Source organism: Pseudoalteromonas sp. OF7H-1, from assembly GCF_022347825.1.
GTDB lineage: Bacteria > Pseudomonadota > Gammaproteobacteria > Enterobacterales > Alteromonadaceae > Pseudoalteromonas > Pseudoalteromonas maricaloris.
This window is the reverse complement of the sequence record NZ_JAKRFX010000010.1, coordinates 14,543-36,909: the sequence shown is the minus strand read 5'-3', so window position 1 is coordinate 36,909 and position 22,367 is coordinate 14,543. Positions and strand designations below refer to the sequence as shown.

17 protein-coding genes are annotated in these 22,367 nt (G+C 41.3%); 7 read left to right on the top strand and 10 right to left on the bottom strand.

The genetic code is table 11. From position 1 onward, the window contains the following. The first annotated feature begins 54 nt into the window (after positions 1-54). From MHN30_RS13690 to MHN30_RS13680, 3 genes are all read left to right on the top strand, one after another. Positions 55-2,208 (top strand): exonuclease domain-containing protein, encoded by a 2,154-nt coding sequence (locus tag MHN30_RS13690; RefSeq protein ID WP_239360004.1) that lies wholly within the window; start codon positions 55-57, stop codon positions 2,206-2,208. Between the two features lies 1 nt (position 2,209). Beyond that, on the top strand, positions 2,210-2,590 hold the full coding sequence (locus MHN30_RS13685; RefSeq protein WP_045987672.1) for a DUF1294 domain-containing protein: 381 nt from the start codon (positions 2,210-2,212) through the stop codon (positions 2,588-2,590). 278 nt (positions 2,591-2,868) lie between these two features. Beyond that, complete coding sequence (locus tag MHN30_RS13680; protein WP_130165338.1) at positions 2,869-3,381, top strand: Mpo1-like protein; 513 nt, start codon at positions 2,869-2,871, stop codon at positions 3,379-3,381. A gap of 48 nt (positions 3,382-3,429) precedes the next feature. Here MHN30_RS13680 and MHN30_RS13675 read toward each other — a convergent pair whose 3' ends face one another. Further along, the gene (locus tag MHN30_RS13675) at positions 3,430-4,386 is read right to left on the bottom strand and encodes an FHA domain-containing protein (RefSeq protein ID WP_010374789.1); all 957 of its coding nucleotides are present in this window, start codon (positions 4,384-4,386) and stop codon (positions 3,430-3,432) included. 590 nt (positions 4,387-4,976) lie between these two features. Between MHN30_RS13675 and MHN30_RS13670 the strand changes: the two genes are divergently transcribed. Further along, positions 4,977-5,564 (top strand): CBS domain-containing protein, encoded by a 588-nt coding sequence (locus tag MHN30_RS13670; RefSeq protein WP_039491599.1) that lies wholly within the window; start codon positions 4,977-4,979, stop codon positions 5,562-5,564. Between the two features lie 121 nt (positions 5,565-5,685). Here the strand turns inward: MHN30_RS13670 and MHN30_RS13665 are convergent, their stop codons facing one another. Next, positions 5,686-6,603, bottom strand: coding sequence for a M14 family metallocarboxypeptidase (locus MHN30_RS13665; RefSeq protein ID WP_130165339.1), 918 nt, complete (start codon positions 6,601-6,603; stop codon positions 5,686-5,688). A 91-nt stretch (positions 6,604-6,694) separates the two neighbouring features. Next, the gene (locus MHN30_RS13660) at positions 6,695-7,102 is read right to left on the bottom strand and encodes a hypothetical protein (protein WP_130165340.1); all 408 of its coding nucleotides are present in this window, start codon (positions 7,100-7,102) and stop codon (positions 6,695-6,697) included. Between the two features lie 424 nt (positions 7,103-7,526). Here MHN30_RS13660 and MHN30_RS13655 point away from each other — a divergent pair, with 424 nt between their 5' ends. Then, positions 7,527-7,919 (top strand): hypothetical protein, encoded by a 393-nt coding sequence (locus MHN30_RS13655; protein WP_017218137.1) that lies wholly within the window; start codon positions 7,527-7,529, stop codon positions 7,917-7,919. 125 nt (positions 7,920-8,044) lie between these two features. Here MHN30_RS13655 and MHN30_RS13650 read toward each other — a convergent pair whose 3' ends face one another. After that, a complete protein-coding gene (locus MHN30_RS13650) occupies positions 8,045-9,589 on the bottom strand; it encodes a PAS domain-containing methyl-accepting chemotaxis protein (protein ID WP_239360003.1) in 1,545 nt (514 codons plus the stop codon). Between the two features lie 357 nt (positions 9,590-9,946). Between MHN30_RS13650 and MHN30_RS13645 the strand changes: the two genes are divergently transcribed. After that, a complete protein-coding gene (locus MHN30_RS13645) occupies positions 9,947-10,648 on the top strand; it encodes a MauE/DoxX family redox-associated membrane protein (protein WP_239360103.1) in 702 nt (233 codons plus the stop codon). Between the two features lie 93 nt (positions 10,649-10,741). Here MHN30_RS13645 and iadA read toward each other — a convergent pair whose 3' ends face one another. From iadA to MHN30_RS13630, 3 genes are read right to left on the bottom strand one after another with little or no spacing between them, the layout of a single operon-like run. After that, positions 10,742-11,908, bottom strand: coding sequence for a beta-aspartyl-peptidase (iadA, locus tag MHN30_RS13640; protein WP_239360002.1), 1,167 nt, complete (start codon positions 11,906-11,908; stop codon positions 10,742-10,744). A 4-nt stretch (positions 11,909-11,912) separates the two neighbouring features. Further along, entirely contained in the window at positions 11,913-13,316 is a 1,404-nt protein-coding gene (yfcC, locus tag MHN30_RS13635) for a putative basic amino acid antiporter YfcC (protein WP_239359999.1), read from the bottom strand. Between the two features lie 36 nt (positions 13,317-13,352). Further along, on the bottom strand, positions 13,353-16,277 hold the full coding sequence (locus MHN30_RS13630; protein WP_239359997.1) for a TonB-dependent receptor: 2,925 nt from the start codon (positions 16,275-16,277) through the stop codon (positions 13,353-13,355). Positions 16,278-16,766: 489 nt separating this feature from the next. Between MHN30_RS13630 and MHN30_RS13625 the strand changes: the two genes are divergently transcribed. Beyond that, positions 16,767-18,395, top strand: a complete 1,629-nt coding sequence (locus tag MHN30_RS13625; protein ID WP_239359985.1) for a cyanophycinase — start codon at positions 16,767-16,769, stop codon at positions 18,393-18,395. Between the two features lie 99 nt (positions 18,396-18,494). Here MHN30_RS13625 and MHN30_RS13620 read toward each other — a convergent pair whose 3' ends face one another. The 3 genes from MHN30_RS13620 to MHN30_RS13610 form a co-directional block, all read right to left on the bottom strand. Next, on the bottom strand, positions 18,495-19,262 hold the full coding sequence (locus MHN30_RS13620) for a DNA/RNA non-specific endonuclease (RefSeq protein ID WP_010374770.1): 768 nt from the start codon (positions 19,260-19,262) through the stop codon (positions 18,495-18,497). An 868-nt stretch (positions 19,263-20,130) separates the two neighbouring features. Next, positions 20,131-21,684: a hypothetical protein gene (locus MHN30_RS13615; RefSeq protein ID WP_239359984.1), complete on the bottom strand. Its 1,554-nt coding sequence runs from the start codon at positions 21,682-21,684 to the stop codon at positions 20,131-20,133. Between the two features lie 153 nt (positions 21,685-21,837). Then, entirely contained in the window at positions 21,838-22,101 is a 264-nt protein-coding gene (locus MHN30_RS13610) for a site-specific integrase (protein WP_239359983.1), read from the bottom strand. Between the last annotated feature and the right edge of the window lie 266 nt (positions 22,102-22,367).

The following is a 22,367-nucleotide window of genomic DNA, read 5'->3' as shown; positions in this document are numbered from 1 at the left end:
ATATTTCCTATCTATGATAATCTTTACTGTATATAAAAACAGTTATCTGAATTTGTGTTGAGAAAAGAGTTACCCGCCAAATATTACTTAAGCCACTTTAGTGAGCTTAGCAATTATTTACTTAAAGTATGTCAACCGCTATTAAGTAGTGCTCAGCGTGAGCTGCTGGCTGAGCTACACCGCTTGCCTGAAGATGAATTGTGTTTGTTAGTGCGGTTTATTTCCCGCAAAACTCCTTTTCTGGATATCAATTCACTGCGCTACGAAGAGATCAATAATATTTGTGAAGTCGCGTTTTCATTAAAAGCAAAGGGATTACTTCGTCAGGTACAACAAGACGACTTTCAAGCACTATTACATTGCTTAACTAAACCATGTTTAATGGAACTTGCCGAGCGAGAGAATTTAACTACACTGCCAAGTAAATCGGCAAAAAAATCGCTCTGGGTAGCGCATATCAATCAATCTGTCTGCGTTGAACATCTAAATGCACAAGAATACCTATCCCAGTATCTCACGCTCTCATTTCAAGCCGATATCGACTACTTTCTATTTTTGTACTTTGGCAAGGTAGGCTTTAGCTTAGCGCAATTTTCGATGCGAGATCTTGGTGTAATGAATACCAGGAGCGCTGACGCCGCTTACCATGCACATTTTGAACAAAAAGCAGAAGCCGTGAGCGCGTTTTATTATGCAAATGCACTCAGTGCGCTCAAAAATGCCCCTGAAGATGAATTAGTACAGCGTGCTAGGCAGGCCGCAGCGCAACAATTGCCTGAGGTCGATGGGCAATATGCAGTGATTGCACATGCAAAGTACCTGTTAACGCTTGCCAGAAAGTTAGGTCCTGAATTTTCCCATTTTAAAACCTTACTGGGTATGAGTGATCACCCTCAAGCTTGTGAGATGTTGATACGACATAATTATAAACAAGGTGAAGTTGAGCTGGTGCGAGAGCAATTAGAGCGCATATTACAGGGGGAAAGTGATGAAACATTGATGATCTTCGCGGAAGACTTTTATCAGCGTAAATTTAACCAAAAACGCACTTCTGTACTTACGGATATGCTAAGAAAAAGTCAACCTGCGATCCAAATTGATGAGGCTTTTAAGGGACAAACAGAGGCTGGCGTTATTGCTTATTATAAACGTCATGACATTGAGGCCTATCATGTTGAAAATGAAATTTGGCTGGCCTTATTTGGATTGACCTTTTGGCAAGAACTGTTTTATCACCCAAAAAGTATCGTTGCTAATGGGTTTTCTAGAACTCCACTGGCATTAAAAGAAAATCGTTTTTACAGCGAATTTGAGGAAGAGATTGAATGTCGCTTAGCGAATTTTACAGATACTTCTGTTTGGATGAACTGGCTTTTACGCCAGATGAGCGAACATTACGGAGAACCCAATCGGTTGTTTATTTGGCACGATAAGATGCTCGACTCAATAAAAATATTATTGTCTAACTTGTCAATTGAGGATGTCAAACCTGTTTTAAGGCTAATGTGTAGTGATTTTCATCTGATGAAATCTGGTTTTCCCGATCTGATGATAGTCGACAAAAAAGCGGGTTTAAGGTTTGAAGAAATCAAGGCACCTGGAGATAGTCTTAGCCGAAGTCAGCTAGTTAACATTTCTAAACTCTTGCAATGCAATATTCCCACGCGACTGCAAACCGTTGAATGGCATATTTGCAAAGAGCAACCTTATGTCGTTGTCGATATTGAAACCACCGGTGGCAACAAGGAGTTTGATCGCATTACCGAGGTAGCCATGGTAAAAGTCGTTAACGGCGAGGTCGTTGCTAAATGGCAATCACTTGTTAATCCGATGCGTCGTATCCCACAAAAAATCACTGAACTGACAGGGATCACTCAGGCAATGGTGAGTGATGCTCCAGTTTTTTTTGAAATTTTGGAGCAAGTTGAGCTGTTTAGCCAAGGTGCTATTTTTGTCGCGCACAATGTGAACTTTGATTATGGCTTTATTCGACAGGAGTTTGCTCGAGTCGGCCGAGAGTTTTCTCGTGCGAAGTTATGTACTGTGCAGTTAGGCCGAAAGTTTGTGCCGGGCCTGCGCTCTTATGCGCTCGGGGCGTTTTGCCAGGCGATGAATGTACCTTTGATTAATCATCACCGAGCGATGGATGATGCTTATGCTACCGCTAAAATTTTCATTCAAATCAATACAATAAGACAGGAAAAGTAGCATGTCAGCGGTTCGTTTAATGCATCAGCAGATGGGCCTGTTTTGGGGAGCAGGCGTGTGGTTAGGGGCGCTTTGCGTATCTAAGCTACCTTGGCAAGCGGTTATTTCTGCAGTGGTGTTGTTGGTTATCAATGTATTTATATTTGCACTTTTTTGGTGGGATAAGCGTGCTTCAACGCTTGCTCAATCACGCATTCCTGAGCGTAATTTACTACTGTGTGGGTTACTTGGGCTCAATATTATCACACCAGTGGCTATGTATATGCTCAGGCATAAAACCATCAAACCTAGCTTTAATTTTAAGCTATTGATGGTGCTCATAATGCAGACTATTGTATTCGGTATGCTGTTTATTTGGTTATTTAACCTGAGGTTTGGATAAGGAATGTTCCAACTCATTGTTGCTAAAGCACAACTTAGTTTTTTCCTTGTCTAGCCAGCAAGTTTTAGGGAAAACAAGGCGAATTTACGCACCAATAGCTGGCTATTGGAAGTGAATTCAACGCAGTTAGCGCTAAAACTGGCTGCTAGAAAGGCATTAATTATCCGCAGCTCAGGTTATTTATATAGGCCCTAATACGCTAATAGAATTTTTTATTGATAAATTTTCTTTGTTGACTAATTATCAGTAGGATAATTGGTATCAATGAGAGAACAATAATGAACAAACTAGAGACGTTATTAAGTCAGTATGCCATGTATCATCGCAGCAAAAGAAACATTCTGACTCACTTTTTTGGGATCCCGTTAATTGTGATTGCTGTTGTGGGTATGACTTTTATCCCGCTATTCAGTGTATCAGGAGTGACCATCACCTTTGCCGCGCTGATAGGGGGAGTTTTATGTGGCTATTACCTGATGTTATCCCCCATTTTTGGGCTCATGATGAGCGCCATCATACTGGCTTTTTATTTCCTTGTTCAAACGTTGAATCCGCTCATCGTTAATGCAGGAATAATGACCGTATTGTTTTGGGCTGGTGTTTTCTTTGTAGGTTGGGTGTTACAGTTTATAGGGCATTATTTCGAGGGAAAAAAGCCTGCGTTTGTCGATGATTTGATTGGTTTAGCAATTGGACCACTGTTTGTACTTGTGGAGCTTTTATTCGTATTGGGGCTATGTAAAGAGCTCGAAAACAAAATAGTGAATAATGCTGGAGAGTATAAAGCGTAGGTAAATAGCTGGGCCGAAATGCTATTTCTGCCCAGCTAACAATACCGCTTAAGTTGTCATGCGAGTTTCTAATTTAGAGCCTTTTATTATCGTGATATCTTGGCAATTCAATCTTACTCGACCACATCGAGTTTCTAATAAAAAGGTTGCTTCTGGGTAATCTTCGCCACCGGAATCGACAAATTGCTTGCGTGCGCGATGAACCATAATGTTCATGTGGTTTGTTTGTACGCCGAGTGCTTTTGCTAAGTCATCGCGGTAAACCCAACCTTGAACATCCGATTCAAGGCCTGCATCTTTATCTTGGATCCGAGTTCTGGCAAGCAGCAACAGTAAGTAGTGATGACTTCTGACGCCTAAATCTAAGTGTTTATCATCAACACTTAGTGTTAGTTGAGTATCTTCCTCGTCTTGACTTACATTGAACTCTAGTGCCATTGGCTTGGCAGCTTTTTGGCATTCAAGGTGTTTAGTTACCGCGATTGTCGTGGCAGAAAAAAACATCCATTGGTCGTTCATCAGCGATACAATACTGCCATCTATTAAGGCTTGTCGATCTGAGGTATTGAGATCTTCTAAAAACCAATAGTTGAGCAATTTATCATAGTAAATAATGTGTTTAGGGTCATCTTCACTAGGAAGGAGAAGTTGATTCGTTACTTCTACTACTTTTTGGTTGTTTGACTGAGAAACTAAATATTGACACTCGGTTTGCAAGTTCGCCGCCACAAACGAGTTTTGACCAGGTGCTGCAAAATCAATCTTATCATTTTCGAATAGCTGATACGGCAGGTTCTTGTCGAGCTTTTTATCGTTTATCCAGATGCCGTTTGTACTCACATCTCTAATAAACCATTTGTTTTCATTGAGTTCGATAATGGCGTGATGTCGCGACACTCCCGGCTTGTCTATTAAGGTATCTACACTATATTTATAGCGGCCTACCGTATGATAGCTTTTAAGATAGACTCGTTCGAGTTTCTGTTCGTCGATTAAATAAGCCATAGTTAGTTCCGTATAACTTTGATGAAAATTACATGCTTATACAAAATAGATATCACAATTCAGCAAGGCGTAAATTTCATCTATATCAATGTATAAGTGCCGTGAAGCATACAATTTTATTTCCTTCTACTCAATGATAAAGACCCACGAGGTGGGTCTCGTTGAGGGAAGAATTCACCAGTACTTACGTACCGGCTTGGTCTAATTTGGAATTACAGTTTTTCTAGTTTGACGCGGAATTCCAATGCCTAAACCAATTGTTTGATATTAGGGTGATAAATCCTAGCAAACATCTTCAGTCTAATTCGTTTACTTAAATTTAGCTATTACACGGCATTACACTGAGATTACAGGAGTTTTAGACTTCATTGACTTGAATATATGCACTGTATAAACCATATTTTAATTAGAGAGGTGTGAGATTCGCTCTCATGTGCTCGAACTTTCGTGATCTCTCTTACTTTTCCAGTTACCTAAAATAATTTTTTACTGCCTTTACACTGGTTGTTCTTTTTATTTTTAGTTGTGGATTGTTCACAGCAACATAAAAACCAGACTTTCGAAGGGCTTTATAAAAGCAGGAGTATAAAATGGGCCAATACAAAGCGTTAAAAACCGTTAAGTTGGAAGGAGTATTTCAGCTTTGTGATCACTTCGATTCAGAACCGTTAAATATGGACAGTAGTGCGGTTAAGGTGGTGACCGACTTTACTCGCAGGCAGCCTCAGGTGATAGCAAAAGACGTCGATATTGATCATGCTTTATACATGATGAAAAATGGCCATGTGCGCTCAAAACTCGTTGTTGACGAAGATGATAATTTCTTGGGAGTGGTAAACTGTCGTGACCTCACCGGCAGAAAGGTCTTAAGTGTTGCACAAAGAAAACAGGTGTCGAGAGAAGATGTGTGCGTTGAAGATGTGATGGTGACAAAAGAAGAGCTCTATGCTGTTCCCTATGAAATGGTTGCTAAAAGTACGATAGGGGATGTGCTTGAAACATTACAGAGTTTAGGATTGCAGCACGTTTTATTGGTTGGTCCGGAAGGACTAAGAGGTATGATCTCAGCTAGCGATATCGCAAGAGCATTGCATATTCCAGTGAGTATTTTGCAAAAACCAACTTCATTTAAAGAAATCTTTGGGGTGGTTAGCGGTAAGGAAGACTTAGCGAATTAGGCTTTATTATAACAGGTCGTGTTGTTTTCGTCGGAAAAGTTTAACGCTGCGCAATATGACAATTTGGTAGGCTCTGTCCATTCTCCTAGGTGTGGTTTAACAAACCACACCTTCTTAAATCTTATAGGCTCTCGCTTTGTAAGTACTTAATGGCCCCTCTAATTGCTGCCACTTGACCCGCGATACAGTTTTCTGGTGTTGCGTTTTGACCATCAGGGTAAACTTCAGTTGTTGTTACAAAAGCGGCATCTGTCATACCCATACATAAGCCTAGCGCAGTGCCATCATAATTTATTACACCGTACTGTTCTAAATCAACACCTATTAGCTGCCCATGATCATCGGAATCGGCAATTTGCGTTACCGCAGCCACTTCTTCGATAATGCGTTTTTGAAATTTAGCTTCCGGTTTTTGAGTATGTCCAACTAAATAGAAACCGTCAGGAATGTTCCAATTGTGATTCTCTTTACCATCTCTTGCTGCCAATGCAGGGCGGAATTCAGAATTATCAGAATCTGTGGTTTCATGTAAATCAACATGACACAGAATATCTGCTGCTTTCTTCTTGACAAAATCCATTGCTGATCGAGATTCAGGTGCTGGACTATCCGCATAAAAAGAGCGATTAGGGTCAACGGCTTCTGGATTCCAGCGGTTTATCGTTTCATAGCCCCAAGGACTTAAGCAAGGCAAAATAATGAAATTATAAGCCTGTTCATATTGTTGTGCTTCTGATTTTGCAAAAGCGAGCGCACCATGTACACCACTTGTTTCATAGCCATGCACGCCACCGGTAACGAGTATGGTCGGTTTGTTTTGCTGCCAGTTTTTTGTTGTTAATGCATATAGAGAATAAGTTTGGTTGGGGTAGTCAAGCTGACCATACTCGGTGATGTCAAAAACGTGCTTGAGCGCTTCTATTTGAGTTACAACCTCTTCAGAGTATGAGCGTTTGATTGATTGGCTTTCCAACCACAATGTTTTTTCTTTGGAAGTCCAAGGTACGCCGAGCGTACCTATAGCATATTGTCTTTGCATAATAACCTCGTTATAAATTTAGGTTATCTTACTCAATGCCTCGTTTTGAAAGCAACTTTATAAGGTCTACTACACGCCAATAAACTTGGCATTAAATATATCCCAGTAGTTTAAGGCTTTGTTGTTGCGCAAGGTTGGGTTTGAAAGACCAAATTCTTAGTACACCGCTTGTCAAATAAAGCTTGGTATAACTAAACCAAAGTAATCGTTCCACCGAGATTTTTTCCACTTCTTCTGCTGGAATATAGTGCTTTTGACCAAACAAGCTGTGATAAACCACGCCTTGATTGCAGATGATTACTCGGCTTTGACCATTGAATATTGCCCATAGCCCTGTAGCAATATAAAACATGATTGCCGCAGATAGCGTTAATTGGACAAAAGAAACCAAGCTGATTCTTTCTGACACGATTAAGGCATCTAGAACAAGTAAGGTAAACGCTATAATAGAAAGGGAAATGAAAAATGGTAAGTTCATTCCTAGTTTTAACTCTTTCATTGTTGTTCCTATTTTTTTGATTGATTCTGAGAGTGTGCAAATTATTTCAACAAAATGAATCAATTGTGGAGGTAATGATCTTTTCTTACTAAATCAAACTTTATAATTGATGTTCTCTCTAAAGGCTGCTTCTTTAGTCGTATGTATTAGAGGTTTTGGTTCTCAGGCATGACGCTTTTTAGCGATAGAGGTGATAATGTTGGCAGTGTTTGGGAACTTTTTAATTGTGAAAAATGAAATGTAATAAGTGGAGCCTTCTTATTTTTTCGACTTTTTTACGGCCTACGGAAGGTGGTGTAATTGAACTTGCACTTTTTTAATATGACAAATGGAAAAAGTTAGCATATGTTTAAATCTTAGCGTTTTTTGTTCCGTCTTGAAATATCTGTGATCTTGTCTTGCAGAAAAGGGTTAAGGAAGAATTATGAAATTTGAACAGCTACTCAATCACTTTGACACAGGTATTTGTGTCGATCAGATGCAAAAAGAAGCCCTAATTGATATTGCATTATTATTTATTGGTGTTGATGGCGTCATCAGTGAAAGTGAAAAACATGTTGTGAGAAAGTGGGCAAAAAGTCTGCAGTGGAACTCTGCAATCGCATTAGACGATTACATCGAAGATAGCCTTTCAAAATCTGTTGTAGCGATAAAAAATAATGACATTGAAGCTTATGTGCAACACCGCATGAATAACATTATCGATGAGCCGATGCGTAAACTTGCGAAAGATTTAGCCGTGCGTGTTATTGAAGCCGATGGCAATGTGAAACAGGCAGAAAAGGACGCACTCGCCATTCTTGAGGCCGAACTATAGTACTGTATTTAGCTGCAAGGTCAGTGGACCCAAGGTATCTAATTAAATACTGAGGTCCACTGATATCTAAGCGTCTATTTGGTTCTGATCTACGCAAATAATAAGTTGTGGTCTATTTGGTTTTCTCATGTTTGAGAAAACTGTTGAATTAGGCGTGTTTGCTGCTCAATTTGACTTAGTAATTCTTGACTTAAAGTAAAAGATTTCTCGCCGTGTTCTGTGCCTCTCTCTGCGAGCGTAGTCACGCTGTCAACGTTTATGCTTATTTGTTTTACCACACAACTTTGTTGTTCAATGGCGGCGGCAACACTGCGATTTAAATCGGCTAAATGCATGACATGGCTTTGAATAGTATCAAGGCTTGAACCGTTATTTTTTGCAAGGTCAACACTTTGATTTGATAGACTATTACTTTTTTGCACTGACTCAACAGCGGAGCTGGAAATATCATTTAGCTCTTTAAGTAGTTGCGTTATTTCTTCTGTGGAAGTTTGTGTGCGTTGTGCAAGTGTGCGAACTTCGTCTGCAACAACTGAGAATCCTCGGCCGTGATCGCCCGCTCGGGCGGCTTCAATTGCGGCATTTAGTGCAAGCAAGTTGGTTTGATCGGCAATAGAGTTGATAACACTAAGAATATTTTGAATGCGATCATTTCCTGAGACTAAGCGATTTACGGCATTGTTCACTTCCATTAAATGCTCATCAAGATAGTGAATAGAATCGATAACATCCTTTACTGCGGCTTTACCAAGCCCAGCCTGGTGCTCTGAATTATTGGCTGCATCTGCGGCATGGTTTACGTTTTCTGAGAGCTCATCAATCGTTTGTGAAAACTCGTCCATGCAAACAACCATTTCTTTTGCCTCACTTGTTTGCTGCTTTAGTAACTCGGCAACAAATTGACCGCTTTGTGTGGTAAGTTTTGCATTATCACTTACTCGAACAGATACATCGTTCACTCTGCCTACTACCGCAGAAATTTTCGCCTTTTGCATTTCTAATGCCAGTGTAATATCGGCAATTCTGTCTCGAGATTGACCGTATATCACAGACATTAAATCATTATCAAAAATCGTTTTGGCTTGTGTGAGCAAAGCTTTATATTTAGAGCGAAAACGTGCGGTTAACGCAATCGTGATGCATAACAGAGCCAATGGTAGCAGGGTAAACCAATGGTTGTTTAATAGTGACGCTAGAGGCAAAGTTATCGCGACGAAAAACAATAACATAAATGAGAGGCGAGTGCTGTCATAGCGACTCGTTTTTTGTTGGCTATCAAGAGTGCGATAAGCATTTTCTGCGCGTTTAATTACTTCGGGAGAAAGGCAAGTTCTTACAGATTGGTATTCAACTATGTTGCCTCGCTCGTCTTTAATTGGAGTGACGAATGCGTTTACCCAATAGTAATCCCCATTTTTTGTTAAGTTTTTAACCGGTCCCATCCAAGATTGACCGTTTTGAATGGTAGACCACATATTTCTAAATGCCGCTTTTGGCATATCCTGATTACGAACTAAGTTGTGCGGCTGACCAAGCATTTCTTCAATGCTAAAACCCGCGATGTCACAAAATGACTGATTTGCGTATGTAATTCGACTGTCCAGATCCGTTGTTGAAAGCAATACACTGTGCTTGCCTAACTTAATTTCCCTACCCATTATTTTTGACATTTGTTTTTTATCTCGGTAGCTAAAGACAAGGTGAAATATAAATCTAAGACTTTATAGTCAGAAGGTTTTTTTAACCGAACCGTGGTTTAATAAAAGGTTTACTGACTAAGATCAGGTTTATCTATGGCTACCTTAACCGAAATTAATTTGATTGTGATACATCAATAAATTCAACCCGCTTTCATGTTATTGAGTGTAATTAAAGGTGGTATGTAATTCGCTTTAGTTACAATCATTAAGCTGAAATTGCGCTAATGTCGGCAGATTTTTCTTAGCTGATTTACTCGGTCGGTAATTTCTACTTATGTTTGTAATAAAATAGGGGAGCCACCAGTGAAAAATGCGACACTTTACCGAATGCATACCTCATCGCACATTTGCCCTTTTGGTCTCAGAGCTAAGGATTTGCTTTCACGAGAGGGTTTTTATGTAGACGACAAAGTGCTCAAGTCAAGGGAACAGACGGATGAATTTAAAGCCACTCATAACGTTGACACTACACCACAAATATTTATTAACGATCAACATATTGGCGGCTATGAAGCGCTACGCCGATATTTAGGCAAGCCGTCACATAAGGAAAAGAAAAACGTATACTGGCCAGTACTTTCAATATTTTTAGTCGCGCTGCTGGCCACATTCGCGACACAATTTCCTGCCGATAATCTTGTAGAATGGGTAATGCCCTTTATTGGGTTTTCCATGTTGTTACTCGCGGTACAAAAAATACGAGATGTTCATAGCTTTACAAACTCCTTTATCACTTACGACTTGTTAGCGATGCGTCATCTAAAATACGCGTATACTTACCCCTACTTAGAGTTATATGCCGGCGTTTGTATGCTAACAACTTTGCCAGCCATTTATTATGCACCAGTGGCAATATTCATAGGGTTTATAGGCGCAATCTCGGTGTTTAAGGCCGTATATATTGATAAAAGAGCGCTCAAATGTGCATGCGTTGGTGGTGACACTGATGTGCCTTTAGGCTTTATATCATTAACAGAAAATGTGGTTATGTTTAGCGCAGGGGCACTTATGTTGTACAGCTATTTTTGATTTATTCTGAGGCTCAGGTAAGGTACGAGCAGGTTGATTACTTTTAAAACTTCCTCGTAAATTAGCAGGCAGCATAGTGCTACCAGCCAAACTTTAAGAGAAGAAACCGCTGACTAGTGGCTTATGGCTTTCAACCATTTTTTGACCGTTACACCAAACGCTATGTGGCGTTAGCGTGTTTGCGTCGAGCAAAACAAGGTCGGCATCACTACCGACAGAGATTTCACCTTTATTTAATCCTAAAATCCTCGCTGGATTGGACGTAATAGATTGCAGAGCTAAGTCAAGCGGCACATTAAATTGCTGCACTGCTTGCTGGAGCGCCCCAAGCAGCGAAGACTCAGAACCCACTTCAAATCCAACTAAATGATTTTGTTCATTATAAATTGGCAAGCTCGCATGTCCGTCGGAGCTCATGGTCAATTGCTGTGAGTTCACGCCTTTGTCTAAGCAATATGCCAACGCCTCGGCTGCTGCTAGCTCACCATTGGCTAAGTCGTACTCGGTGGTGCTAGCGGTAAAGTCGATGGTTCCGCCAGCTTTGCAAAATGCAATCCCCGCAGTTAGCAATTCGGCATTTCGATTCATATGAGTTGGGTAAAACTGACTGAGCGGTATTTCACTAGACTGTGCGACTTCATGGAGAAGCTGTAAGTGTTCAACACCTGTTCCAACGTGAATGGAAACGGTACCACGTTTGCCACTCAATAGACCTGCAGTTCTCGCTTGTGCTGCAATAGTTGTAAGCTCTTTTACCGAAGGCTGCGTACCTCGATGATCGGCGATTGCAACTTCCCCAACACCGATGATTTCGTCGATATACATAATGTCGTGACGGATGCTGTGACCAAGTGTTTTTATTGGCAAGTGGTAAGAGCCAGTATGGCAAAAGGCGTTCAACCCCTCTTGTTTTAACCCTTTCGCTTTAGCAACTAGATCGGTATGTGTTCGGCTGACATCATCGGTGCCAAGTGCGCCAATGACAGTCGTGATCCCATATAGCGTTGCATCAGTGAGGTTCATTTGCGGGGTACGGCTCGCAAAACCCGCTTCGCCACCACCGCCACTAAAATGCACCAAAGAGTCGACAAATCCGGGGGCTAATATAAATCCCAGTCCGTCAACGATAGCGAACTCCAAGTTGCTGTTTATTTCGATATCCTCCTCGATTGCGAGGATTGTTTTCCCAGCAAAAAGGACATCACGCTTTCCGAGCTTTTTAGGCGTAAAAAGCTCAACATTTTTAATAAGTGTTAGCATAAATTTATTGGTAATTTGTTAAGTGAGCAAATATGGTGACCACACTTGCTAATGTGAAAAGAAGTAACATAAAGCGCCAAATAAACTGCACCCAATCGTTCCAAGAAAGTTTAACAACCCCTAAGCAGCCAATTAAGCTTGCTGAGGTTGGGATAATGATGTTGCTCAGTCCATCTCCTAGTTGAAAAGCCAGTACAGAAGTTTGCCGAGAAACACCAATTAAGTCTGAAAGAGGTGCCATAATGGGCATAGTAATAGCTGCTTGTCCGGAGCCCGAAGAAACAAAGAAGTTGAATAAAGATTGGAATACATACATAAACCAAGCTGCCAACGCATCAGGGACTTGGGTTATTAAGGTAGCCGCATAATAAAGCACAGTATTTAAGATTGAAGGTGTTTGGAGATCGCTCCCGCCTAGTAATAGTACAAGCCCCTTGGCGAGACCAACTAGCAAAGCTGCTGGCAGCAGATCTGCGCTTCCTGTTTTAAATGCTGCCACTGATTGGCTAATAGACTGGCGTCCTCCCAATTTAGCTATTAGGGCGATGACCAGCCCCAGCACAAAAAACTGAGTGGCAAGTTCAGGGATGTAGTACCCTTTTGCAGTCACACCGTAAATGACCCAAATAATTACCATGAAAAATGCAAGCAATAACGCCTTATCAACAAGTTGTAGCTCCGAGGCCGAAGTACTTGCAATGATATCCTCACGATTTTTACGTACTTTCGCAGCGTAGCACACCGTAAAAACCAGTCCGACGAATGTGAATAGGGTGGTGAGAGCAACCCTAAACTCTGCGCCTGAGAATACCGGTAACTGAGCGATACTTTGTGCAATAGCAATGCTAAAAGGGTTCATGGGGGAAGTAGCAAACCCGATTTGTGTTGCAACATAAGTCACAAGCACGGTAACTTGGGCGTTATAGCCAAGCCTCATCATGATAGGGTAAAGCACAATACAAAATGCGATAGCCTCTTCACCCATGCCGAATATGGCACCACCCAAAGCAAAGGTGATGAACAGACTAGGGATAAATAGCCAATCAATCCTTTGTGTAGAATTGATCAGCGCCATAATGCCATTGTCTATTGCTTTGGTCTGCATTAACACGCCAAATGCACCACCTGTTATTAGGATAAAAGCAATTACCCCAATAGCCGCTCCATTTCTGTCGCCACTCACGAGCCCCTCAAATAGCACGTTGAACAATCCTGCTTCACCTTGAGTGGCAAACAAAGGTAAAGGTGCAGGTGTTTGTGCTTGTGAAAACTGTGAAAGTGCAACGGTATCATTAGTTCCAGCTAGCTCGAACGAGCCGGGCAAAATAAAGTGTGACACCGCATAGCACAGCCCTGCAATCACCAGCAAAATAACGAATGCGTCAGGCATTTTTATAGTTTTTCGCATATAAAGAACGAAAATGGGGTTACCCCCATTTCTCCATTAGAACTGGTAAGTTAATCCGAGAGTATAGTTGGTGCCTAACGCATTGTGATTAATTGAGTCGAAGCCTCGCGATGAGCCATAAACCACAGGAGGCTTTTTATCGAAAAGATTATCAATACTGAGCCTCACTTTTAGGTGCTCTGAGAATTCATAACCCGCACTAACATCAACCACTGTCCAGCTATCAACATCTCGTTTCCCTTCGCTATCGAGTTGCCCAAGTTCAGCTAACTCGTCGATTTCTCGACCACGTAGCCCTTCGATGTCGTCCTCATAACTGTCAGTATAGTTTGCACCCAGCGAGACATAAAAATTATCAGCATTATAAGTCACTGAAACTCTGCCTATATTTTCAGGGTATCTAAAGGTACCAACAAGCTCTTCACTCAGATCAGAACCCGGTTTATTGCGTTCGTATTCAAGGTAATGAGTTGCATCCAGTTTCACGGTTAAGTCAGCGTTATCAAATCTAAATCTATGATTAAACTTAATGTCCAACCCAGCAATATCTTGGCTACCTGTATTTTCTAATTGAATAACATGATCGCGATATAGTTGCAGGCTTTGAGCGCGAGGGTCAAATTCATCGATGTAAGCCGCCAAAATTTCGCTTAAATCAGCGCCGCTTTGATCTATGCTCAAACCTTGTGTATCGGTTACGCTACACACATCTTCATCGTACGAAATACCCATCTGACCATCAGGTATAAGGCCACAATGACGCAACGACGGATCTGTAATTGCACGACTGAGTACAGCGGTCATATTTGTATCAATAACGTCGGTATATTCAAATTGCCAGTAATCAATCGCGATAGTGGTATCTCGAGTTGGGCTCCAGGCTAAACCTAGAGAAATAGATTCAGACTCTTCGGCATTAAGTTGGCTGTTACCAAGCTCTAAGGAGTTAACCGTAACTTGCGTGCCATCACCCTCACAATACAGATCGGCGACAGCTTGATTCGCGCCGCAATCGAAAGTTGAAGTCGTTGTTCTCAGCTTAACCCCCGCCTGCGTTAAAGACGGTGCTCTAAAAGAAGTAGACCAACCGGCTCGTAACAGTAGGGTATCAGTAGGGCGATAGCTTATGCCGATTTTTGGATTAAAAGTTGAGCCAAAGTCGTCAAAGTGGTCATATCGTCCGGCCACCTGCATTTCTACTGTTTCTGTTACTGGAATGTATAGCTCTACAAATGCACCTAGCTGCGTTCTTTTTGCATTCGCGATGCTAGAGCCATAACCAAATACATCAACTAAGTAATCGTTGGCAGCATCTGCAACCGCATCATTTGAAGGGGTGTCCGACAGCTCTTCTTTTCGTGCTTCGACACCAAATGAGGATTGTACCGCGATATCTTGCCAAGAAAAAAGCTCACCCGATACAGTAAAATCCCAACTGTAAATACGGCTTGTACCTTCTCGGGTTGGACGTGCTTTGGTAAGTGCAAGTGTTGCATCGTTAGTGGCATTGGCTACTAAGAATGGGTTATAAAAGTCGAGAAGGTTACTATTAGCACAGCTTAACTGGCCGTCGTTAATGCTGGCAATGTTCCCATCACCACATAGCTCCCCGGCCAAAGCGGCATGAAACTTATAGCGATTGTATATCCCATCGGTGGCCACCTGATCTGATTTAGATTCAGAGAACATAATCCCTGATACCCAATCCCATTCGCCTAGCTGCCCTTCTAGACTCGAAACCAATCGCATATTTTGGCTTTCGACTTCAATGGTGCGTGGTGAGGTAAAGCGAGCATCAAACTGAAACCCCCATTGCTCCTGTCCAAGTTGTGTGTCGAATGGGTCGATGTAAAGTGAATCAAGTAGCGAGTTGTTACCGCTTGCGTCGCTATAAATGAAGAGGGCATCCTCTCTCACCCATGGACCTTCACTGTCATCAATCTGATTGATTGCGGCAGGGGTTGAATAAGCGGTTGATTTTGTTTTACTGATAAAAAATTCAGTTTTCCAAGTTAACTCGCCAACCTGCTGATTGAACATCGCACCACCAGACACACTCTCAAATGGAGTGCTTAGGACATCATCTTGATTACCATAGTAAGCACAGATCTGCTCCCCATATTCAGTGGTAACCAGCTGGCTCATACAGCCAGGTGCTGGAAGCTCATTACCGTCGCGACTGCTGTAATAATAAATATTAGGCGTATTGCTGAGTTTAGGAAGATAAGAATATCCGTTAACTAAGTTGGGTGTTGCTAAGAAGTCTTTATCTGTTGCGTTAAATTGGTTTCGGTCGTAAAAATCTGCAAACAACATAAGGCTGCCATTACCAACTTCAGTTCCCCAAATTAGATTGACTTGTGTTTTGCCCTCATCAGAGCTTTCAAGACTGTTACCATAGCTAACCTCAAGTTCTGCACCATCGTAATTGTCTTTAAGAATATAGTTAATCACACCCGCAACGGCGTCGGCTCCATAGATTGCGGATGCCCCAGTCGCTAGGATCTCAACTCGTTCGATTGCTGCTAAGGGGATGGCGTTTACATCAACAAAGTTTTGTGTGCCCGCCGCAAAAGAGCTTGGCGCGACACGACGACCATTGATCAAGGTTAACGTCGCTGAAGGACCCATGCCTCGTAAACTGGCTGCTGCTTGCCCCGCGGGTGTTGAGGTTGATGTACTGCCACTCTCGCTTGTGGAGAACGTGCCAGAGCCACCTTTTAATTGAGGAAGGTCTTGAAGTAGCTCGAAAATTGAGGAAGCACCTGAGCGGTCTATGTCTTCTGAGCTCAAAATAGTAATGGGCTGTGTGCCTTCTAAATCAACGCCTTTTATGCGAGAGCCCGTGACCTCAATTCTTTCAACGGCTTTTACGTTTTGCTCTGTTTGTTCTTCTGCATGAGTATTAAAACTTGAAGCAGCCAAGGCTGCTGAAATTGCTACGAATAGTTTGTTGTACATTACTTCACCTACTTTCTGTTGATGAGCGGCTTGGTACAGGCGAATGGCGTTGCTGTAGAATTTATTTGTTGTGTTTATTGCTCTACCGCATTGAAACTTCGCAATCGTCTGTGCTTAAAAAGCGTTAAAAACAATAGGTCAGTTTCAATTGGACAGATAAAAACCACGCCACTACGAAAAATAATCGCGATAGTACGCCTTAAGTCAGCCGTTTAATTTTTATAGAAATCAAGAGGTGGGGTTGCAATTAATAGACAACGCCACGGCTTTACACCGTGTGTCTACTCGTCGAACCACTCAGAAAGGTAGTGAGGTGAGTAGAAGTAGCAAACAAATTTGAACGCATTCTTCAACATATTTTCATCTCGTGTGTTTTGACAATGCAAACCAGCGTGTGCTAGCTTGCGCTTCGCAATGTTCATTAAAATTTATAGCACAAGCGTTTTTGTGCTGACAAGTCGTTTTTAACAAATTTGTTTGGAATTTATCATGAATGTTGTGTGTTTTATAACCGCAGTGTTAACTGTGGGTACGCTTTTCTTCAGCTTAACCTCTTCTGCGCAAACACTTTATTTGATTGGCGGAGCACTCAAAACCTGCTCTAGTATGGCTACAAAAAATTGTGCAGAAAATGTCGAATTTTCAACGGCTGTGAAAACACATTTGCTGTTTTCTGTTGATGAAATGGCAATAAATAAATTCACTAAAGGTTGGCCAACTAACAATCGCGCGCACCTAAGGCGCACCCTTAAACTGCTTAAGAAATTACCATCGAACAAAGTCTTATCTAAACTACAGCTTGCGCAGCATGCGAAACAATTTGATGAAGGCTTATATCGCTGTTGGAGTGATAAAGAATATAATTTCTTCTTTGATATGCTTGAACTGCCCTTGTTGTATCAGCATAAACGCCTACCTGAAATAGTTAATACTAACGGAAATAATGAGCCAGCGAGCACTGAAATCTTAGAAGATATTGCTAAGCGCATTGGCAAGACAAAAACCAAAAGATTGCTGCTTGTCACTGCATCTTCTCGTGATCCTTATGAGTCTGCTGATTTCTATGAAGGACTATTTCAAAGCTACGATGTTAATGCTCAATGGTTCCCCCTTACTCCAGCATTAGCCGCAGCACTTAGTCGCGATGACTGTGAAAACCTAGATAGCTATCGTAACCAGCTCAATGGGGTTTATAATCGTGAAGTCATTTATCCAGATAGAACATTAACCGAATATAATCTTTGCCAGCAAGGGATTGAGAAGGTGAAACAACAGTTGGTAAATGCGGATGCGGTCATGTTTAACGGCGGTGATCAATCACTCACTAAGCTAGTAATGTATGCTACCGATAAGCAAACGCCTTATCCTTGGACTGAAGTTCTACAGGAGATACCAATAATTATCGGTACGAGTGCCGGAACAGCGGTGCAGGCTGGCGGAAAAAATGCCTTCGGTAATGTTCCCATGATCACAAATGGTAGCAGTATCGAAGCTATGTTAAATGGCGCAATAAATGCTTCTGCTCCAGTACAACACTGCGAAAAGCATGGTGGATGTGGCAAGCTAAATGCCGATGCATTAACTTATGATGCTACAGGTGGCTTAGGAGTCTTTTCCTTTGGCGTTTTAGATACGCATTTTAGTGAAAGAAGCAGAAGTTTTAGGCTTGCGGTGTTAGCACTTAAAAGTGGCCAAAAATTTGGTTTTGGTGTGGATGAAACCACAGCCCTAAAATTTGAAAGTACAGAAGAGGAGTTCTCGGTACTTGGTAAGCAGGGCGTAGTTGTGATTGAAACCTATAAGCCACAGCATTTCTACTATTCGTTTTATCCTGCAGGCAGTACGTTTTCAATGCCCAAGTTACATTCAAAGAATAAAAGCGACAGTAATGTGGTGAACAAGGCAAAAGGCAAACGTCTAGTTGAAAATCTAGTCGAAGATAATGCGCTCCGTGAAGTGACACAACTTATGTGTTTAGAGCAACTTAGTGAAGTGGAAGCCTCGCAGGTAGACCTGCCAAACATTCATATTGAACGAACCAAGCAGAGCCGCTGTGACAGGTTGGCCAATGGGAAATTCCGAGTCAAAAACATAACCGTAAAATGGCATGAAAAGTAATGTAACCTGAACCTTAAATAAGGCGGGTATTCATCGAGCAAATGCCTTGAAGCAAATTACAAAGTGAATTAAACGGCTACCAACTGGGAGCCGCCATAATTAGCAACCTAGTTGTGAGCTAAGACCGCCGACTCGACCCTCAATGTCGGTGGCTTTATAGCTTGGCAGGCTAGGTAGGATATTCAGGCCTGCTCTTTGTTCTACTTCGTCGATGGTTACTTCTGTTTTGCAGTAATCAAGATATCTACCAGAAGTTTGCTCCATGATAAAAGCAGAAGCCTTCACATTTGAGCCTGCTATTGTGACAACGACCTTAAAATAGCCTGACGGAATAGTGTGAGATTCATCAGCACCAGGCAAGGTAGCAAAGTAATATTCATACAAGGGACCCGTGAACACATAGGCATTTTCGCCCGTTCGCACTAAACTTCTCACTGCATTTTCTAATTTAACCCATGGGCCTTGATTAAGGTTTGATGATTGCGGGGTAATGTTCGAGAGGTAGTTAGTATCGCTCCAATTGGATGTATTGGAAAACGACGCCAAAGGCACTTGATGACCTCTATCTGTATGGATAGTTGCCCACGCATCGCTGTAGTCACTTGGCTCTAGCGTGTATCTACTTGCAATTTTAGGGTCTGATTTCCAAGTCCTTGAACGGCTTGGTCCGTCAATTGTGCTTGGTGTGACTTTGTATGCTACCCAGTCCGCAAACTTTGTTGCGCGATTATTGCTAAGCACATATATAGGTCGCTCAACGATATCATTACTTGATGGTGTGCCAGTTGGGCAACCGTAGTTGCTACATATGTTGGTGTTTGCATTTGCAGTCGCACTGACTGCAAGCATGAGTATTGCGAATTTCATTTTAATCTCCGTGCTTAATTGAAAGTCTCGCAATACTAGGTTGGTTATTTGTCAGTATTATTACTTTAATGTAAATGTGTTGTGTTTTTTGATTGCTGCTGTTAGTTGAGAACTACAGTGAAAGAGCCGATTTATAAGGCGTTATAGCTATAAAGTATGTTAAGAACCCCTCATTTTAATTTTACTAATTAACTGGAAAATAGAGGCTAGGAGCAAAGCCGACATATTGGAACTGGCACAAATAATCCAAACCTGAGTAATGCATGCCTTTTGGTCTGGTCACGTAGAGTACTGGAAGTAGAAATTACACTGTTTGAAGTTTAAAGTGAGAGGTTGTATCGGGAGAAAGCATTTAGCAGCCTACATCAGCAATTTATTTTTAGTGTTCTTATTTCGGCAAATCAATCTATTCAAGCGAATTAGCCATCAGACTTATTCGTTTTTGAAGGCTTTCCTCTGACGAAGAATTTTTCTTACATTGTTTTAAGGCGTTGACATTGAAAGAAGCCGCTAGCGATGCTCATTGAGGTGGGCTTCTAGTGCATTAAAGAAAACAAAGTTCATAAGTCTAAACAGGAATAACGAGCGAAAATCGGAAAGTCACAATACTACCGTACTAATAGTGGGTATTTATGAAAGGAAATGAATGAAGTTAACTTATTGAATAGGGTAAGGAAAAGCTGGTCGGCATAGCAGGATTTGAACTTGCGACCCCTGCCCCCCATAATGACGAAAATGTAAGGGGTATCTATTTGTTTTTATTTTCTTTTTTAGGTTTTATTGCACCGTAAAATCTCTAAAAAATACGTTTTCAATGTCAATAAAATCAATAAGTTAAGAGAGGGTTTTGCACGGGGTATTACATCTTTTAAACTCTAAACCTATTACGCAGTGCAAGACCTACAAGGAACACAAGTGCAATGGATATGAGAGATTGAGCCCATGATAGTAAAAAAATATGGTTGGGAATTTTGTCTGTGCTTTCAAATAGCTTTATTGCTAATTCTGAGCGGCCTGTTCTCGAGCTCGGTATCAAGTGCAGCATTTGTGAAAAGGAATAGTAGAGTGCATCAGTGAACAAAGGTTCTTTAACGGTGCTATTAAAATAGTAAATTGGTGAGCATAAAACACCTGTAGCAGCTATTCCGACTAAAGGTCGTTGAATGCTTCTGCCATAATCTCCAAACTTTTCAAATAAGAACTCAGCGAACAATGCGCGTTTTGAAGTGGTTTCAATCCAACGACTACATTTCATTTCTTCAATATGCAGATCTAGCGCGAGTTTGTGATGTTTATTTGTCTCTGCTAGCTCCTTTAGGCGTCTAATACGGTCTATGTCTTTTTTATCTACGGCAGTAATTTTACCTACCCAAGGAAATTTATTTGAAAGCTCAAGTGCCTTTTTTACTCTTGAATGTTTCAATTTGTGGCCGAAACAAAATCGTTGTAGGGCGATTATGAAGTTGATAACAAATCTATCACTATTTCTCTTTCTTGGGTTAACGGTAAAATGACTCAAGCTCAGCTGATGAGAAAGTTTTGTATTTGTAAAGTCAGGTACGCAACTAAACCTATTTCCACCTAAGTTAACAGCACTCTCAAAGGTCGTATATTTGAACGACACTGTTCTAGCTTTATGAACATTACGGATATCAGAAAACGCGAACATTCCAGAGACTATTGATGCGTTAAAGTAAACATTTCCCTCAAACTGAGCTTTTGCGAAAGAAGTATATTGTCCACCAAATTGAACCTGATAGAAATATACGTTGTTTTCGCCAAATTGAGCACTGTTGAAGTATACGTGGCCTGCACCAAATTTAGACTCATTGAAATAAATGGGGCCATTCCCAAATATAACTTTTGAAAAAATGACGTCGCCATCACCAAAGTCTACATTTTTGAAAGAGACTTCACCTGAGCCAAACCGAGCATGACCAAAATAAACTTCGCCTTCACCAAATTGAGCGTGAGCAAAGTTAACATCGCCTTCACCTAATTGAGCTTGAGCAAAGTTAACATCACTATTACCAAATTGAGCCTCACCAAAGTAAACATCACCTTCACCAAATTGAGCCTTAGCAAAGTCAACATAGCCATTACCAAATTGAGCCATAATAAAGTAAACATCGCCTTCACCAAACTGAGTCTCACGAAAGTAAACACCACCGTCACCAAATTGAGCTTGAGTAAAGTCAACATCGCCTGCACCAAATTGAGCCTGAGAAAAGTCAACACTGCCTTTTGGAAACTTGTAATTTTCAAACGGCACTACTCCGTATTTAGTGAAATCGGCTTTGTGAAAACTCACGTCAGCAACTGGGTTTTCTTCTACCCATTTATTCCAAGCTTCTCTACCTTGAAGCCATAGCTCTATCGCTGCTTGGCCTTTTAATACTACTTTTTTGTTGTCATGTGCCATTTGGGTTGTCGCTCCTTGGTGCAGATAGTCGGCTAAATGTACGTTCGTTTGTAACTAAGGTCAATTTGGGCTAAGGAGGGAGTGGTGTACTGTTCGAAGGGGAGTCGATATTGTTTGATTTAGCAGATTGGCCCAGTTGCCTAGGCCATGTATTTAACTCGACTTTATCTCAGCAAATGGTACCTCTACCCATTCAAAATGGTTTTGGGTGTAGATCTTGGTACTTCTGGCGTCGGTATGGGCCATGCGTGATTGTGGGTCTACGCCTTGGCTATTGAATATATGCGCTGATAATGCGTGGATTTCGTGAAAAGCAGGGCGTTTTTCAGGATCTAGGTGGTGATAACATCCTACTTCGTCACTTACCTTTGAAAAAGCATGGCTGATATAGTCAGGGGGTAATTGGATACGTGCCACTTATTTTTGATTGGTATGTATTAAAGAAAAATGTTGTAAGTGTATATAAAGGGAAATTCTATGCTTGTTTTTGAGTAGGGAGTTTTGCAGCTATTTTATTTACACAAGACTAAAATTAAGGTATCCACAAAATGACTTACCTATTGATTAGGGTAAGGAAAAGCTGGTCGGCATAGCAGGATTTGAACCTGCGACCCCTGACACCCCATAAAAATTAACTGTGTTCAAACGTGTACAATCATGAGCAAACGTGACCCATCGTGAGG

What these genes read in the sequence shown, in the direction of transcription:
- MHN30_RS13615 (WP_239359984.1), bottom strand. Translation starts at nt 21,684, where the DNA reads ATGGCACATGACAACAAAAAAGTAGTATTAAAAGGCCAAGCAGCGATA.
- iadA (WP_239360002.1), bottom strand. Translation starts at nt 11,908, where the DNA reads ATGCTAACACTTATTAAAAATGTTGAGCTTTTTACGCCTAAAAAGCTC.
- MHN30_RS13625 (WP_239359985.1), top strand. Translation starts at nt 16,767, where the DNA reads ATGAATGTTGTGTGTTTTATAACCGCAGTGTTAACTGTGGGTACGCTT.
- MHN30_RS13680 (WP_130165338.1), top strand. Translation starts at nt 2,869, where the DNA reads ATGAACAAACTAGAGACGTTATTAAGTCAGTATGCCATGTATCATCGC.
- MHN30_RS13620 (WP_010374770.1), bottom strand. Translation starts at nt 19,262, where the DNA reads ATGAAATTCGCAATACTCATGCTTGCAGTCAGTGCGACTGCAAATGCA.
- yfcC (WP_239359999.1), bottom strand. Translation starts at nt 13,316, where the DNA reads ATGCGAAAAACTATAAAAATGCCTGACGCATTCGTTATTTTGCTGGTG.
- MHN30_RS13655 (WP_017218137.1), top strand. Translation starts at nt 7,527, where the DNA reads ATGAAATTTGAACAGCTACTCAATCACTTTGACACAGGTATTTGTGTC.
- MHN30_RS13675 (WP_010374789.1), bottom strand. Translation starts at nt 4,386, where the DNA reads ATGGCTTATTTAATCGACGAACAGAAACTCGAACGAGTCTATCTTAAA.
- MHN30_RS13650 (WP_239360003.1), bottom strand. Translation starts at nt 9,589, where the DNA reads ATGTCAAAAATAATGGGTAGGGAAATTAAGTTAGGCAAGCACAGTGTA.
- MHN30_RS13670 (WP_039491599.1), top strand. Translation starts at nt 4,977, where the DNA reads ATGGGCCAATACAAAGCGTTAAAAACCGTTAAGTTGGAAGGAGTATTT.
- MHN30_RS13630 (WP_239359997.1), bottom strand. Translation starts at nt 16,277, where the DNA reads ATGTACAACAAACTATTCGTAGCAATTTCAGCAGCCTTGGCTGCTTCA.
- MHN30_RS13665 (WP_130165339.1), bottom strand. Translation starts at nt 6,603, where the DNA reads ATGCAAAGACAATATGCTATAGGTACGCTCGGCGTACCTTGGACTTCC.
- MHN30_RS13660 (WP_130165340.1), bottom strand. Translation starts at nt 7,102, where the DNA reads ATGAAAGAGTTAAAACTAGGAATGAACTTACCATTTTTCATTTCCCTT.
- MHN30_RS13685 (WP_045987672.1), top strand. Translation starts at nt 2,210, where the DNA reads ATGTCAGCGGTTCGTTTAATGCATCAGCAGATGGGCCTGTTTTGGGGA.
- MHN30_RS13645 (WP_239360103.1), top strand. Translation starts at nt 9,947, where the DNA reads ATGCATACCTCATCGCACATTTGCCCTTTTGGTCTCAGAGCTAAGGAT.